11 protein-coding genes are annotated in these 16,993 nt (G+C 49.9%); 1 reads left to right on the forward strand and 10 read right to left on the reverse strand.

What is annotated here, in order from left to right; all coding sequences use genetic code 11:
• Window positions 1-330: 330 nt before the first annotated feature.
• The 7 genes from ACVBEF_RS03425 to pedF form a co-directional block, all read right to left on the reverse strand.
• Window positions 331-1,713 carry a hypothetical protein gene (locus tag ACVBEF_RS03425; RefSeq protein WP_447122542.1) on the reverse strand — a complete coding sequence of 461 codons (1,383 nt, stop codon included), beginning with the start codon at window positions 1,711-1,713 and terminating at the stop codon, window positions 331-333.
• Window positions 1,714-2,153: 440 nt separating this feature from the next.
• The gene (locus ACVBEF_RS03430) at window positions 2,154-3,776 is read right to left on the reverse strand and encodes a hypothetical protein (protein WP_447122543.1); all 1,623 of its coding nucleotides are present in this window, start codon (window positions 3,774-3,776) and stop codon (window positions 2,154-2,156) included.
• Window positions 3,777-4,020: 244 nt separating this feature from the next.
• Window positions 4,021-5,766 carry a hypothetical protein gene (locus ACVBEF_RS03435; protein ID WP_447122544.1) on the reverse strand — a complete coding sequence of 582 codons (1,746 nt, stop codon included), beginning with the start codon at window positions 5,764-5,766 and terminating at the stop codon, window positions 4,021-4,023.
• Between the two features lie 370 nt (window positions 5,767-6,136).
• Entirely contained in the window at window positions 6,137-7,405 is a 1,269-nt protein-coding gene (locus tag ACVBEF_RS03440) for a hypothetical protein (protein WP_447122545.1), read from the reverse strand.
• A 180-nt stretch (window positions 7,406-7,585) separates the two neighbouring features.
• Entirely contained in the window at window positions 7,586-9,772 is a 2,187-nt protein-coding gene (locus ACVBEF_RS03445) for a hypothetical protein (protein WP_447122546.1), read from the reverse strand.
• A gap of 146 nt (window positions 9,773-9,918) precedes the next feature.
• Complete coding sequence (locus ACVBEF_RS03450; protein WP_447122547.1) at window positions 9,919-10,758, reverse strand: substrate-binding periplasmic protein; 840 nt, start codon at window positions 10,756-10,758, stop codon at window positions 9,919-9,921.
• Between the two features lie 78 nt (window positions 10,759-10,836).
• Window positions 10,837-11,280, reverse strand: coding sequence for a cytochrome c-550 PedF (gene pedF / locus ACVBEF_RS03455; RefSeq protein ID WP_447122587.1), 444 nt, complete (start codon window positions 11,278-11,280; stop codon window positions 10,837-10,839).
• 416 nt (window positions 11,281-11,696) lie between these two features.
• On the opposite strand from pedF, the gene ACVBEF_RS03460 reads away from it, so the two are divergent.
• On the forward strand, window positions 11,697-13,607 hold the full coding sequence (locus tag ACVBEF_RS03460) for a sigma-54-dependent Fis family transcriptional regulator (protein ID WP_447122588.1): 1,911 nt from the start codon (window positions 11,697-11,699) through the stop codon (window positions 13,605-13,607).
• 25 nt (window positions 13,608-13,632) lie between these two features.
• Here the strand turns inward: ACVBEF_RS03460 and ACVBEF_RS03465 are convergent, their stop codons facing one another.
• The 3 genes from ACVBEF_RS03465 to ACVBEF_RS03475 are packed head-to-tail and all read right to left on the reverse strand — an operon-like array spanning window position 13,633 to window position 16,988.
• Window positions 13,633-14,340 carry a transcriptional regulator NanR gene (locus tag ACVBEF_RS03465; protein ID WP_447122548.1) on the reverse strand — a complete coding sequence of 236 codons (708 nt, stop codon included), beginning with the start codon at window positions 14,338-14,340 and terminating at the stop codon, window positions 13,633-13,635.
• A gap of 30 nt (window positions 14,341-14,370) precedes the next feature.
• Entirely contained in the window at window positions 14,371-15,747 is a 1,377-nt protein-coding gene (oiaK, locus tag ACVBEF_RS03470; RefSeq protein WP_447122549.1) for a 3-oxo-isoapionate kinase OiaK, read from the reverse strand.
• On the reverse strand, window positions 15,744-16,988 hold the full coding sequence (locus ACVBEF_RS03475) for a ribulose-bisphosphate carboxylase large subunit family protein (protein WP_447122550.1): 1,245 nt from the start codon (window positions 16,986-16,988) through the stop codon (window positions 15,744-15,746). The genes oiaK and ACVBEF_RS03475 overlap by 4 nt, the downstream gene beginning before the upstream one ends.
• Window positions 16,989-16,993 lie beyond the last annotated feature (5 nt).

Genomic DNA, 16,993 nt, shown 5'->3' on the forward strand with positions numbered 1-16,993 from the left:
AGATTCCCCATACTACTGCAATGCACCGGGCAAGAAGAGGCAGAATGACAACTTATCGATAATAAGCGCATTGCGATGGCAATCGGCATAGGCGCCGCGCCTTGGCCTGAATTGATATATCAGTTATTGATGTCGACGTGTCGGAGCGGCTCAAGATGTCAGGCAAGGATGATTAAAGCTGCCTCACCGACATCTTGCGAACAGCCATACCCGACCGATACGTTATCGTTGCGCGGGCATATTTTTGCGCTCACTGAGCTTTCGTGAGTGTGTTTGTGAGTGTGTTTATTACTGGAGAATCTGAGGAATAACCCTATTCGCAGAACAGGGTTATTCAGCAGTGACGTTTTTTTCCTGAGTTACTAGAATTGAGTATCGCTTACTTGTTTCATACAGCCAAAATTCACTGCAATCAGTCAACTGAGAAAGCGAATCTGTCTGAAATAAAGTGCCATCAGATGCAACGTCCATTAATGAATAAACAGTTTTTGGTGTGAGTCGTATAGTCTCCATCGGCTCAAGCGTTGCATCTGCTGTAACGCGGAATAGACAACTTCCCGGCTCGCCAGATATGACTGTTTCCCCGCTAGTCGGGTCTTTATAATAGGCAATCCTACCCTCTGACACCTGGTAGAGTTCTTTATTCGTTAGCGGATCAGTAAACAGCGCATACCCCTCTTCGTTGGTATTCACCCGCGCAACAACACAAACAACCTTACCGTCTCTTTTTTCATTTCGATATCCCAACGGCAGTTTTAATTGATGGTTCGGCGCATTTTTTACAGCCTGAAGCAAATACTGCTTCACTGATTTACCATCAGAAAATATTTTTAGCGTACCGCTATACCTCAGGTTGACAAAGCTCTTTACGATGTCTTTCACTGAATACTTATCGCTGAACTGCGCCTTTAGCTTTTCATTTACCGATTCAATAGGTTTTCCCCGGATGGCGCCAAGTATTCTGCAACCCGCATCGGGCTCATAACAACGTTCCTCAAACGCGCCATTATCAATTTTCTTAGCCGAAATTCTTTCCACGGCTTCCGAATAGGCTTTTTTCATCTTGGTCGATACCGCCATGTAGCGCGTTGCATGGCTATCCTGTTTCTTTTCTTCCGAAGCAAGAGCATATATTTCCTTTCGCAATTCAGAATCCTTAGCCATGGATGCATAGACGTTGACCATTTCTGGCTTTCTCCGTGCATAGTGCGTAGTTAGAAAAGAGTCGCAACTATGTGCCCATTCGGCAAAAACGCTGGCGTCCTCTTCATTGTTATCAAACACGCCGTTCACTCCCAATGCGGTCATAACATCCTGTACCCGGTTGGTGCGCAGGACTGGTTTGACTAGATTGGTATTAGGCGCTGCTGCGACTCCGGCCATTTTCTTTCCGATTGCTTCGCTTGCCAGAAGTGCACCTGTCGATTCAAATGTAGTTGAAGCGGAGGGCGTACTGTCAGCAAAAACGGGGCCAGGGATGAAAGGCATTTCTGACTGCACGCTTCCTGTCGCTCCCCCTGTTGCGGCGCTCAGCTCCGCTTTTATTGTCCCGGATGGTGAAACGGCTAAAGAGTTCGACGGTGTACGGTCTAATGTCTCCGGGACTTCATGCGTCCCTTTTAAGCCGAATGAATGTGGGGCAGAGGAAGCACTGTCTGTTTGTGACGAATTGCTGCCAACATTAACGGGGGATGAGAGTATGGCTCCAGGCATCGTATTCCTTAGTATTAATTAGAAAATTGGGACCCCGGATTTTATTGATATAAACGATTTTTATCGCTCATAAAATAAGCATTGGTTGGTCTGCCGATCAACCTGTTGAGTACCGGAAAGCCTGGAATACACACAGCGTAAAATCGACTTCTCTGACCTTCCAGCTATCAGTGTGCAGACAGGTCCAGCATCCTCTCAAAGTAGTTAATAGAATGCATCGAGCCGTTGTTGGCGTAACGCAAGAGTGCAGGCAAGGGCTATCAAAGCCATCTCAACGACATCGTGCGAACAGCCATGCGCGGCCAGATACGCCATCGTTGCGCTGGCGTATTTTTATGTGTGAGTGTTTTTTACCGCTGGGGGAGTCTGAAGAAAAACCACGTTCGCAGAACGTGGTTTATTGTGAAGTAAAATTAATTTTTTACATCTGCTCGTCGGTATCACTCATCTGTCTCGTAGATCCAAAACTCTCTGCAAGAAGCCAACTTGGAAAGTGATCTTAAACGTAATTCAGTGTCCTTAGAATAGTCAGCACATAATTTATACTCCAGTTGTGGTAGTGGTCGTTTATGATTACCAAGTGACTCTTCATAAGGGGAGAATAGGTGCCCCTTATTGTCCATCTTGGCAACCACTTTTCCATTGCTTATATCTTTATAAAGCATCATTCCATCTTTTGGCACGCGATAGAGTTCTGTCTCACCCGTCCAATCTCTAAACAACAAATGCCCCTCTTTCGTGGTTTTTACCCGTACATCAACAAAACCAACCTTGCCCTCGTCTTTGTCATTTCGATACCCCATCACCAGATTTAATCCTTTCTCGGGCGCGCGTGCTAAAGCTTTATTCAAATACTTCTTCACTGAATCAGCCCCGACAAATCCTTTGGGTGTACCTGGATATCCTTCGGCAGAATAGGTTTTGATAATGTCTGTCACTGACAGCTTGTCGCAGGATTGCGCCTTTTCAACTGCCCATTGAGGCGGTTTTTTCAGAATATCGCCAAGTATTTTGTAGGGCGCATCGGACGCATAGCAAGGTAGAGCTGACATGACGTGAGTAATTTTCATGCCAGAAATTTTTTCCTCGGCTTCCAGATAAGGCTTCTCCATCCGAGTCGATGCACGTTGGTAGCGTTTTTCCTCGTTAGGATGTCCCAACTCTTCGGCGGCAATAGCAAAAATTGTATTCTGCAGTACAGAATCCTTCGCCATGAACTCCCATACTTTGATCATTTCTGCTTTTCTCTTTGGATTGTACTCACTAAGACGGGCATTACAACGATGCGCCCATTCGGCAAAAACGCTGGCTCCTTCTGTATTGTCGTCAAACACGCCGCTCACTCCCCATTCTTTCATCACATCCTGTACCGAGGAGGTACGTAGAACTGGTTTGGCTTGAGGCTCTGGTGGAGCGCGGTCAACCAGGTGGTTTTTTGGCGCATCAACGACTGCGCCCATTGTCTGTGTAAATTTCCCCGCTGAAAGTGCATCCGTGACATGTAAAGTCGAGGGAACATGGCGTCTGGGAGACTCTGAACGGGCAAGCTTGAATTGGTTAGTTGTAGGCCTACATGAGCCACTCCACATTGTCTTGATGGTTTTCCACAGTGATCGAAGTGCACGCATTACGCCAAATGAATGTGAAGTAGAGGCTGCAGTGGCGGCAAGCGGCTCTGGATGAGTGGACGTACATCGGTTTATTCGATGACCTGTATCCTGTGGTCTGATTTTGTTTCCAATTTCTCCGCATACTGGAAGTACGTCTATCGCTTTAAATGTAGTTGAAGCTGTAGGAGTACAGCGTGCAGGCGGCTCCAGACCTGATGTGAAAGGATTCTCTCGCTTCGCTTGCTCTGCCCCCACCTCTGTTGCAGCTATCAGCCCATCTTTTATTTTTCCGGATGGTGAACCTGGTAAAAAATTCGACGATGTGCGTTCCAATGTACATTGGAGGTTATACGTATCTTTTAAGCAAAATGAATTTAAGGTGGGGGAAATGCTGTTACTTGTTGACGAATTGCTGCCAACATTAACTGGGGGTGAGAATATGGTTCCAAGCATCGTGTTCCTTTTTGTTAATTAGGAAATTGGGACCCCGAATTCTATTTTGATAAGCCTATTGTGTCGTTCATAAAATAAGCATTGGATTATTTGCACGTTCGCCAGCGTAACGTCAGCCAAAGTACACCGTCGCTGTGGTCTTTTTTCCTAAATATCTTCCGTTAATGTGTTTGCTACCGGAGAGTCTGAGACAACGCCACACTCACAGAACGTAGCGTGTCGGGAGATGAGAATAATTTTTCAATTATTTCGAGATTGGGTATCGCTTGCCTGTTTCATACAACCAAAACATTCGGCAAAGAGGAAGGTTAGATAACGAAGAATACGGATTCTTCGCCAAACTGCCATCATCGGCAACATGTATTAACCGATACTGCTTACCTGACTCTCTTCCCATCCACGCTTTAATCACCACAACATCAGAAACACCATCTTCAGTCACATATCCCAAAGCCAGTTTTAAGATGAGTGCTGGCACTTTTTGTACTGCACGCGTCACATAGTGCATCACGTCATCAGCACAACTGAATTCAAGCATTTCTCCGGGATACTTTGCCGTCATATATATTTTTACGATGTCTGTCAAAGAATGTTTTTCGTTGGATGACGCGATGCCAGTCTCTGCAACTAGCTGTGCAACTGTTTTTTTCAAGAGGAAGCCAAGTACTCTGTAACTTGCACTCTGGCGATGAATGATTGCGCAGACTTTTTCCATCTTCTCTAATACCGGCAGGTAGGGCTCTTCCGGATTGTCCGGAGCTTGCGCAGCAAGGTCATAAATTTGCTGCCTTAATCCAGAGTCCATATCGATGGATGACAATATGTTGACCAGCCTTGTTCCTATTTTTGAATCATTATGAAAATTGATATGTTCAACCACGCGAAAAGTATCCAGCCATTTGGATAAAACAAACGCGCCTGGCTCCTTGTTCAATGTATCGTATCTCTCTAAATTTTTTGCTCCCAGACTGTAAGCAGAAAGCACAAGTGGACGCGCATCCATTGCCGGGGGTTGTGCGGTACCTTGCTTCTCCCAATATCGCGGGTGCAATTGGCACTCATCTGTCTCATATACCCAGCATGTTATAGCGAGGGGCATATTCGACAGGCTTGGTAGCTTTACTTTTTTTGTGACGATGTCACCATTTTCATTTTTCTCATATTGACTATCAAAGAGTTCATATTTTATGTTGCCATCTTCAGACCATACCTCGGCCAAAACCAGCTTACTAATATATGCACCCTCCTCTGTTTTTTGCACCATTCCCAGAACGATATTTTTTTTTAAATCAGGATGTCCACACACAGCACTCGCGAAATATTTTTTCATGATGTCTTTGGAAAACTCACCATCGCGTCCCTTCATCTGTCCATAATATCTGCCAACAAAAGTAAACAATGCCGCGACTTCAAGAGTTGACATACCCACGTCAGTAGACGCGATGCCAGATTTTTTAAGCAAAACGTCGACGGGTGTATTTGTTATATCGGAAAGTATCGCTACACTCTTTTTGTAAGAATAAATTTTGTTCATGTCATGGCCGAAACGCAGTAGCTTATTGTTTTCGGGACGCCTCCCGGCACAAACGTTTACCGGCATTGCATTACTATGTAGCGCCGCTTTTTGCGCTATTTCCTGGGTAGTGATGAACTGTGGCGGCGCAGACATTCTTGAAGGTGCATCCTCCTCTACCCTGCGCTGAAATTTCTCCCATATCTCTCGATGCGCGTTATATGTTTCTTGTTTGATTCTTATGGCCGATGGTCCAGGTCTCGTCCCGCAATCAGTCATTTTTTGCTTGTCATGGGATGGTGTAACAGGTCCGACTGCGATCAATCGTTCTGTAACTCTCGGCATGGAATCGGGCGACAACAATGGAAGTTGAGTGTTTAATAATTCACATTGTTCGTCGGTCGTATATTGCGCGCTTACCAGACCAGTCGATAGATTGGACGCTATGGTCGGGCAAGTCAGGCTATTTGATGGCACATTGGCGCGAGCAGCGGGTGGGGACGAGGGAGGCGTTCGCATCGTACTTTTCACATTAATCAGGATCCCGGATTTTATTGTAAGGGGTGTATTTTATCGTTCATAAAATACGCATTGACTGGCCACTCTTTCAACATGCCCAGAGACCGAATAAAGCCCCATCCAACATGCGGTAGGAACATACTTCGACTTTACCGGCAAGCAAATACGATATTCGTAATCGCCCTCTTACCATCATCCGTCACCACCACTACAACAATTGATAGTACGCATTGATGCGATGTGCCACAGCAGCACAAAAGTTGGGGACAAAAAAAACCATGTTCTGCGAACATGGTTTTTGGGGCCGAAATTTTTTTATCGAGTACTTTTACCGAGTTACCGAAAAAGGAAATCGCTTACCTGTTTCATAAAGCCATATCTCATCACAAAGAGGCAATTTGGAAAGCGACGCTATCTCCATTGGTTGCTCCACTCCTTTAACGTCAAAATCGAGCAGTCTGTACTGTATTTGTGGCGTTAGTACACCGTTATATATGCATGTGGGCGGTTTTCCATCTTCTCGCGCGTAGCATAGCAGGCTATTTTTTAACTGTACGTAGACGTCTTTATTACTACTGTTTCTGAAAATATTTGTTCCATCTTCCTGTTGATAGCGGTTGAGTTCTATATTATTTGAATCTGTGTAGTAAAGCGCTCCATCTTCGCGGATTTTACACCACGCTTTAATTGCCACAACCGTGGTAGCACCTCCTTCTGTCGGCGCATATCCCAGCGGAAGTTTCATAATTAAATTCGGCGCCTTTGCTACTGCTCTGATGACATATTTCTTTACATTATCAGTGCAAGTAAATGGAATCATTTTTCCATGGTAATTTGCAGCCGCATATAATTCCGCGATTTTTTCTGCTGACTGCTTTTTGTCGGATGGCGCGATGCCGGTCTCTTTAACTAACTGTTCAACTGGTTTTTTCAAGAGGCCGCCAAGTATTTTGTAAGCCGCAGTATGGTTATGTATTGGTCCGGTCAGCTCACAAAATGTTGACACAGAGAAGATAACCGGTGTTGGCAGACCACAAATTTTCGCATGTGTACTCAACGAATTAACAGGCGGGGCTTGTGGGGCTTCACACAGTGGACTGGCAATCCTGATCTGGTTGACCTTAGTCGCTACTATATCTGTCACCGTACTCTGCCTAGTTTTTCCGAGTGCTGGAAGATCTGTCGCTAAATACGGATCTGAAGCAAGGCTGGCAGCAACAAGCAGCTCCTGGCTCGCGGATCGGACCTGGTTCTTTTCAGGCCTGCCTTCGGCTATTCCCCCTGCCATTTCATGTCTCCACAAAGGTGTATCTCTCTGACCAAATACATTTGCACCGGGGGAAGCTATGGCCGCCGCAAGCCGCGCTGGATGAGACGTGGGAAGATCGTTTTTTTCATGCTGCATTATTGTGGCTATCCGAACTCTCTCCGCCATCTGTACGGGAGCTGGTAAGGGGCTTAGTAATGTACGTTCTAATTTTATTGGGACGGCATGTGCAGATGCCACACCGAATGGATTTGAAATAGGAATGCTATCAGTTTGTGGTTGATTGCCTTGAACAACACCTGAGGATGGGGGCTTCGATTCGATTGGCATTGTGTTCCTTCACAGTGATTGGAACGCCAGATTCTATTTTTACAAACATATTTTGTCGCTAATAAAACGTGCATTCGTCGGGACCCCGTTTTTAGTTTGTACCAAGATGACAGAACATTTACAACCATCCTCTTTAAACAAAAAACCACATTCTGCGAACGTGGTTTTTTGATAGTGAGATTATTTATTTTTCAGAGTACTCGAAACTGAATACCGCTTACCTGTTTCGTATAACCAAAATTCATTACAAGGAGGTAACTTAGATAACCCCGGATATATATGAACTGAGAGCTGGCCCTCAGCGTCAAAATCAAGAAGCCTATACGCCATCGATGGTGTTATTACACCTTTGTATATCTCTTGCGACCTCGCATCTTCTGACGAGTGGCATACATTCTGGCCCTTTAACTGTACGTAGATCATTTTCCCTGTGGCATCTTTATAAGAATTCGTGCCCTCTTTTTCTTGATAGAGGCAGATCTTTTTCCCCTCTGAGTCATAGCAGACAAACCCGCCATTTTCTGTAGACCACCACGCTTTAACGCAGACAACCTTAGCGCCTCCTTGTGTCGGCAGATATCCCAAAGGTAATTTGAGTATTAACTTCGGTACTTTTTGTAGCGCTTTTATCAAATACTTTTTTACTTCATGATGAGATGCAAATGGAATCATTTTTCCGGAGTAATTTGCAGCCGCGTAGAGGTTCTCTACGTCTTTCAAAGTCTGCATTTCGCCAGACGGCAGCTTCAGACCTTTCGGTCCAATCGTTGCAGCGATCAATTCATCTGATTTTTTTAATAAGCCACCAAGTACAAGGGCATAACCTGTGTCCTTGTTATACAACCGCTTAGTATAATTAAGATACGGATTGGTATTGTCTGCGGACATAGCGAACTGCATTTGTCTACCAAAAACTTCCTCTTTGCTATCCCGATAAGCGCCATCCATAGCGACCAATACCGACGAGTAGCGCTCTGGGATGGTGGTCGGCGCTTGAGAAACAATCTTGTAAATCGCAGCCTGTAATGCAGGCTCACCAGCCATATAGTTCAATAATTTGACCATATCTAATCGTATCTTTGAATCGTACCCACGCCTGACACCAGCGTACAAGCGGAAATCATCGAGCCATTTGGAAAAATCCGACGCTCCCGACGCATCGTCATTAAACCGTTCAGAAAACGCTGCTCCCCAACTATGCACAGCAAGCATCAGTGGGCGGAACTGCGTACTGTGCACATACGGCGGCAGGCCGGAAGCTGCTCGATCGATATCTTTCTCTTTCCAGTATTGCGGACTCATCTCCCTTTCATCGGTTTCTAATACCCAATAGATTGCCTCTTCGGGTAAATGCGAAAGACTCGATGTCACTTGTGCTTTGACAGTCCTTACACCTTCCTCATCCTTAACCTCCGGATAATCGAATAATCGATAGTGCATCAATCCATCCTTACTCCATGTCATGGCATTAGAAACCTTGCCACTCTCGGCTTTTGCATCGCCATTTGATACCTCTCTCACCCTGCCAAAAATCAGCTTTGCCACCATCTCAGGGTGTTCCCGTACAGCATCGGCAAAGTATTTTTTCACACCGAAAGTGTCCCACCACGTATCACGGACCATACCGAGCGTATGCCCGTGATAGCCACAAACAACGGCGCAAAATGCCACGAATTCACGGCCAGTCATACGCACGTCAGTGTCTGCCGGAATACCTGCTTTTTTAAGCAAAACGTCAACAGGAGTACCTGTAACACCGGCAAGCACCTGCACACTCTGTTTGACAGAATAATTTTCCTTCATGTCAGTATCTGCAACAAAGTTGATTGGATCATTCCAGTTATAACCATCAAAGATCCCTTCATAGACACGCATTGGCGTTGCAGCGCTATGTATCGGCGGTTTCTGCGTCACAACAGAAAATAATGGTGATGGGACAGGCGGGGTAAATAACGGCGCTCTCTTGAACACCCTCGCCTTATAACCCTCCCACGCCTGTTGATAATCGGCGTACAGATCCGGGTGGATTCTGGAACCAGGAGCAATATCAGGTACGTCCATCTTCGGTTGGGTCGGCGTGGCGGGATTGATATCACGTTCTGCTCGTTGTCCAGAAATGTCCGCATTCTTCGAAACCAACGGCACAGTCTGGGAAGGAACAGCTGCGTAAAATCCTGTCCTGAAACTCTGCATTGACTCAGAGCCACGGTTTATCGATTCAGAAGAAGGCTGCAGCAATCCAGATGGCAGTGCCAGCGGGACGTTATTTACACTTGCCACATCCATTGGTTGCTCATTGGAGGAGATGCTGAATTCAGATACCGGATTGCGGCGAACAAGCGTTGGAGATACGGGAGGAGTTGGCATCGGCTACCTTTATATTAAAACGAGGCCGAATTTTATTTTGACGCATCTATTTTTTCGCTCATAAAACAAGCATTCTTTTAGTCGCCAGATCACCCTATCAGGCCAGCTTAAACTTACGCCGGGGCGTTCTTCTCCGGCACCCATCCCTACGGCTTCACGACCTCCACGCCATACTTAGCAAATATCCGCGCCATTTCACCGGAGGCGACCAATGTATCGGTGGCCTCCTGCAATGCACGAGCTAATTCGGTATCGCTCTTCTTGACCGCCATCCCAATCACCCAGCCTTTGGGTGGCAAGCGCTGAAAAGCGACTTCGCTCATGGCAAAATGAGGATCTTTCCCGATGACCGATTCAATTTCCGAACGATTGGCGACGACGCCATCGAGTTCCCCTGCTTTGAGTTTTTCCAGTGCATCAGTGGCGTTCGGAAATATCTTTACGCCGTCCCGAAATTTGCCATCTTCTGCGCCCATGATCAGCATTGCGCCAATCGAAATTTTTTCCGCGCCTATGCTTTTGCCTGCCATCGCATCAAGATTATCGAACACCGACACCTTGCGGATATCCCTGACCAGCCGCACCGTTTCACGATGGTAAGGTGCAAAAATGCTGACCTTGTCATTCTCGTTGATCAAATGGGGATCGACCGGCACATGCATCAACACGTCAGCAGGGCCGTAGCCGAGATAGTGTCCTTTCCAAACCATATTGCGTAAATCGTCACTCAACTCTTCTCCGGCGGGAAACGGCAACAAACTCATTTTCAGACCTAATTTGTTAGCCAGCGCCTGAGCAACATCAATATCAATACCCGCACCGTTGGCTGAAAACGGAGCGAAATCATTGTAGACAGCAACCTTCAATATCCCGGTTTGTTTGATCTTCAAAAAATCATTATCCGCTTGCGCATACGCAGCGTTACCGACACACATCGAAGTCAGCATTAACATCACGGTGAGTACTTTTGAAAAAAGTCTGGTCATGATTCACATCCTGTTTTTTGGTGATGGTGATGGTCCGATGGGCGTCATCCATCGGCTCTTAATTCGCGCCCGTCCTGATCAATTAATCGTGCGCAGCGTTTCAAGATAAGCCTTGATAGACCACATAGCTTCTTGATTGAGGATGCCCTCAAAGGCAGGCATATAGACCGCGCCGTTACGTACTTTCCCATGGCGAATAGAAGTCAGAAAATATTTATCCGTCTCTTTAAAACACGCCTCTTGTTTATCGCCTTTCAGGTCCATGCAGTCACGATCGATTAAGCGTAAATCAGGCGCGATGCCGCCTGATTGGGCCTGCAAGCCATGACAACGGGCACAATTTTCTGCATAGGCGGAGGTACCGATATTAATCGCCTCTTTCTGCCCACGGTAAGGGTTATTGTCCAGCCAGGCAGCGCCTAGTACAGGCAATGTTTTGGTGTCCACAGGTTGCGGCGTGACGTCACCATGTGCATAGACGAACGTAGGACTCATCAATACGGCAAAAGCCAGGCGAACCATGCTGTGGCCAAAAATACGGTGCGATTTTTTCATACCCATCTCCTCAAATTTGAAATATGGGGACACATCCGCAAATGTCATGCCAGGCAAACACCACACCCCGACAACTGTTTTTGTTCTATTTTTGAACAATGCCGATACGCAAGTGCTATATTTAAGAACAGCATAATAATTAATGAGAATATTGCTTGATACAAATAAGACTTATGTATTGCGTTTGATGCCAATACGCCAATGCGGCGTTGTACGCATAACGTCGCAAGAGGTAAATTGCATAAGCCTTCACAAAAACAGCAGGAGACAAAGGCATGCAGCCAACCCACGTCCGCACTCCGGACGCACAATCGAGGGCACTCGACGGCGACCTCAAAAAACAAGCCGTGCGTGGCACGTTTTCTGCTTCTGAAAACCCCATGATGATAGAAGAATCCCGCCAACGCTCGCTAGCGTATGGCCTGTCGGAAATTGAAAAACCAGATTTCAGTCCCCTTACACGCACTGACCTTTCACTATTGCTGGAGCAAAACCGCATCCTGCAAGCGCATGCGTTGCCGGTGATGGAAACGCTCTACGAGCAAATCATCAACACCCACAACATGGTGATCCTGACCGACGTCAACGGTCTGATCGTGCATACGTTGGGCGACGATGATTTTCTTGAAAAAGCCAATCGTGTCGCCCTCCAACCCGGCGTTACCTGGTCCGAGGCCAGCAAAGGCACCAACGCCATCGGCACGGCCATTGCCGAGCAACTGCCGGTACAAATTCATGCCCACGAACACTTTCTGGTCGCCAATCATTTTCTGACCTGCTCAGCCGCACCCATCCTCGATCATCAAGGCAATGTCATCGGCGTGCTTGACGTAACAGGCGATCAATCGAGCTTTCACAAACATACGATGGCCTTGGTGCGCATGTCGGCCCAAATGATTGAGAATCATTTATTTATAGCCGCGTTTCAAGATGCGATCACGCTGCACTTCAATACTCGGCCCGAATTTGTCGGCACGCTGATGGAGGGGATCGTCTCGTTCTCACCTGGCGGTCGCTTTCTGTCTGCGAACCGAACCGGTTTATTCCAGCTTGGCTTGCCGATGTCGGCGTTGCAATCGCACACCTTCAGCTCACTATTCGGCTTATCGGTGGCTTCCCTGTTCGACCATTACAGAACCGCGTCACCGGGATTGCTCAAGCTGTGCATGCCCAGCGGCGTACTCGTGTATGGGCGTGCGCAACTGCATATCGCCAATAGTCCGTTTCACCGCTCAGCCGATTTGGCCCGCGCCGATATTGGCGTGAGTGCAGCTCCCGATACCAGCGACAGCAATGCCAATATAACCCGCGCCAACCAGACCGCACGACGTATGTCCGGCCTGCGCTATCTGAATACCGGCGACCCGCAAGTCGCTGCCTTGATCGAAAAGGTCAACAAAGTCCTAGGGCGTGATATTCCCATTCTGATCATGGGTGAGACGGGAACCGGCAAGGAATTACTGGCGCAGGCCATCCACAACGATTCACCGCGCGCGAGCGGTCCTTTTGTTGCGGTCAATTGCGCGTCCATCCCGGAGACGTTAATTGAGTCAGAATTATTCGGCTACGAAGATGGCGCGTTCACCGGTGCGCGTAAAAAGGGCGCGGTCGGGAAAATTTTGCAAGCCAATGGCGGCACGCTGTTTTTGGACGAAATCGGCGACATGCCGTCGAATCTGCAATCGCGCCTTTTACGCGTCTTGCAAGAGCGCATGGTCACACCATTGGGCAGCACCAAATCGATTACCGTCAATGTCGAACTGATCTGCGCCACCAACCGCAATCTGCGCGACTTGATCGCCAAAGGCGAATTCCGCGAGGATCTGTATTACCGTTTGAATGGACTGGTGGTGAAGTTGCCGCCGCTGCGTGAACGTACCGATTTAGACGTCGTGATCGAAAAAATACTCATCGCAGAATCGACCAATGGACGCTACACGGTCGCCCCGGACATCATGCGCTTGTTCAAGCTGCACAACTGGCCGGGCAACTTCCGCCAATTGACCAACCTGCTGCGCACCGCTATCGTCATGGCCGACACGGATCATGAAATCAGCCATCAACATTTGCCCGACGATTTTCTGGAAGACATAGAAGACATGGAGCAAACCCACGCCAGCGCACACAGCGACGACACCAAATGGCTGGTATCGAGCGGTGCGAATCTGGAGCAGGTGGAGCGATCGGTGATTGAAAAAGCATTGGCCGCGAACGGCGGCAATGTCTCGGCCACCGCCCGGGCGCTGGGCGTGTCGCGCAATACGATTTATCGCAAAATCCCGTTGCAAAAATAGACGCGGTGCGTCTATTTTTATCCGTTCAAGTTTGCCCAAGCCGCCGATACAACTCATTAGCCCGCGTCAGATGACTGAGCATGGCTTCAGCGGCAGCGTCACCATCGTGCTGCGCAATGGCGTCAATAATGCGCTGATGTTCAAGCAGCGTTTGCTCCTCAGCCCCCGGCGCGCGCACCATCGTTTGATAATACTCACGCGCCCAGCGAAACATCGATTCGACAATCGCCGGGAAGATCGGATTGCCGCTGATGTCGGCGATTTCGCGATGAAACGCCATATCGTTATCGATAAATTCTTCCAGATTGACCATCGATGCGCGATGCCGGGCGTTGGTCAGTTGCAGCCCTGCGATTTGCGCATCGGTTGCGCGTTCGGCGGCCATTCTGGCGGTGCCGGTTTCAAGAAAAATCCGCGCTTCTTTTAAATGCGAGAGCATGTCCGGCTGGGTGCGCAATAAATGCATCGCCCCACCCGCAATCTGGCCGATTAATTGCTCCGCCGTCGGCACGACAACGCGTGCCCGTTCGCCGTGGGCGATTTCAACGATGCCGGAGCGCTCCATGGCTTGCAACGCTTCACGCACTGCCGGACGGCCGACGCCGTAGAGCTCCATTAATTCGCGTTCTGAGGGCAAGTGCGATCCCAATGGAATCGCCCCGGAACGGATGCGTTCCATCAAGCGATCGAGCACTTCGTGGTAGAGCTTGCGGCGTTGAATGATTTCGGACATGGTAGGAATAAAGAGCAGATGACGTACTGACTATACCATACCGGCTATAGCTCCCAAAACGTCGCCGAAGAAAGAAAGGCCGCCGATCTGCCCGCCTTTGAGCACGATTTCCAGCCCGTCGCGCTGCGGATGTGCAGACCAGATGCGGCATAACGGCGCACCCGGTGCCATCGCAGCGACCACACTAAGAGCCCTGATATTAAGTGCACTGACGACTTCGCCCGAGCTGTCGCCTCCGGCAACAACAATGCGCCGCACTGCGGTCTGATCGAGCAAGCGGCGCATAATATCACCGAGTATCGCGCCGATACAACGTGCCGCATCAGCCCGACTAAGTCCGGCCTCGGCTGCGATGGCGTCGAAGTTGATCACACTCGGATCGTCAGGCCCTTCCGCGCTATAAATCAATGCGCTGATGTTGCACGCAATCGCGGCGGCAGCGATGTCGACTACCCTCCCTATTTCATCATCTCTGGTGCGCACATCCAGCGCACGCCTCAGATCAAGCCGCTCAACCTGAAAACCGTTGTCACGCGCCCAGCCGATTTGGTGCGCGGTCACCGGGGAGCAACTGCCGCTCACCGCGGCAATCGCCGGTACGCTAGCGGCGACCGGTAATGCGGACTCAGCAGGTAACAGCCCCAACGAACGCCAATAGGCCACCAGCGCGTATTGCAAACCGGAAGAAGAAGCACTGAATACGCCCGCGCCGCGCTGCTCCCAGATCAACTTGCCAGCGGCTTGCAGCGTGGCGTCGTCCAGCACATCGATCAGCACTACCGGCACATCATCGCCGCTAAGTGTTTGTAGCCTTGCATCGGCACTGCCCTGCCCCAATGCGAGCATGTCGATCAGTTCGATACGGCGTGGTGTTTGTTCGCCCAGATGGCGGCGCAAGTCCGACTCGCGCATCGGAGTAACCGGATGCTGGGACATGGTCGGATGCCGGTCCAGACGGTAGCCTGTGCCATCGACGGCGGCAAACAGATTGCCAAAAACCTGATAGCGCTTCAGACGCGGCGCGCCGACCACCATCGGCGACCAGCGCCCGGCCATGTGGGCCACGCCAAGATCGATGGCGCAGCCGATCGATCCTGTCACGGGCGATGAATCGAAGGTAGAACATATTTTGTACTGCACAATCGGCGCGCCTAGTCCGGCAAGACTGGCGAACGCGACCGGCAATTGCGAGCGCATCCAGCCCGGATCACGACCACGCGACGACCCTGCCAGCCCGACGCAACGCACGCCGGGAAAACGTTCCAGCATGGCTTGCGTCGGTGTTTCCAGAAACAAGATAGTCGGCACGCCAGCCGCACTGAGCGCCTCCATCGCGTCGGTCGATCCGGTGAAATCATCACCGTAATAGGCCAGCAGCAAACCCTGCGGCAACGTTGAAGCCGTCATTGCCAAAATCCCAGCGCAGCGCTCAGCTCTGGACTATGTCTGGCTTGTTGCGCCAGTGGCACGCCCGCAATCGCCGCGACCCACGCCTCACGCAAGGCCATCACGCCAGCAGAAACGCCGCCCGGATGACCGAAGATGCCCCCGCCTGCGGTATGAATCAAATCTGCACAGCCGAGTGCAGCATAGGTATCCGCTGCCTGCAACCCGGTTTGTCCGGAGCTAAACACCGGCATGGCTGACATCGGTGCGCCCGCCATCACCGGAGCCAGCACCGACCGTGCTGCGGCAATTACGCTGGCGTCAGATTCGCTGAACTTGTTACGCAAGCCATTGACATGCAAATGGTCAGCACCGGCCAGACGCCAGATCATTTGCCAGGGCGCAAAGTCCCAGCCCAGTTGCGGACTACGGTTTAAATAACCCCATCCGGCACGATGCGCGTGGATCGGCAATTGCGAATGGCGACGCAATTCACGCAAGCCGACCAGACCGACCGAATTGAGGCAAACCATGATGCAGGTGCCGCCCTCGGCCAGTACCAAGTCATGGCGATGCCGCATTTCGTCGAGATCGCCGGTCAGGTTAAAGGCCACCATCGCTTTTTTGCCAGTGCGCTCAGCCCCCTCGTTGACGACGCGCATCACCGCACGCACCCGCTCGTCAAACGGACAAAAACCGCCATCGGCTTGCAGCTCGTCATCCTTGATAAAGTCAATCCCACCGGCAACCAGTTCGCGCACCTGCGTCGCGGTCTCGGCCACCGACAAACCCACGCTGGGCTTGATGATGGTGCCGATCAATGGTCCGTGTTCAACCTTGGTGAGTGCACGCGTACCAGTGATACCAAAGGCTGGGCCGGGATAGGCGGCAGCGAAGGCGGCGGGCAGTTTCAAATCGATCAGGCGCAATCCCGACACCTGGCGCAACTCAAACAAATTACCCGCAATGGTCGAGAGCAGATTCGGCAGCGACGGCCCGATATTCTCCAGCGGCCATGACAGCCCAAGTATGCAGCGGCGATACACCGCCGATACGATGCCGCCCGGCAAACTGGGGGCTGCAACTTCCTCAATGACTTCCAGCCGTTCGACGCGTGCGCCGGAACGGGCTTTCAGGGCCGGTGTTTCGGTTGCCAGCGCAACAAAGGTGCCGCTTGATTGTTCCCCGGCGATGACCGCTGCGGCACGCGCAGGATCGTCGCCAGTTTCCAGCCAGTAGGTTGCGTAAATGCGCTCGCTCACTGTAT

The organism is Glaciimonas sp. GG7 (genome assembly GCF_052976905.1).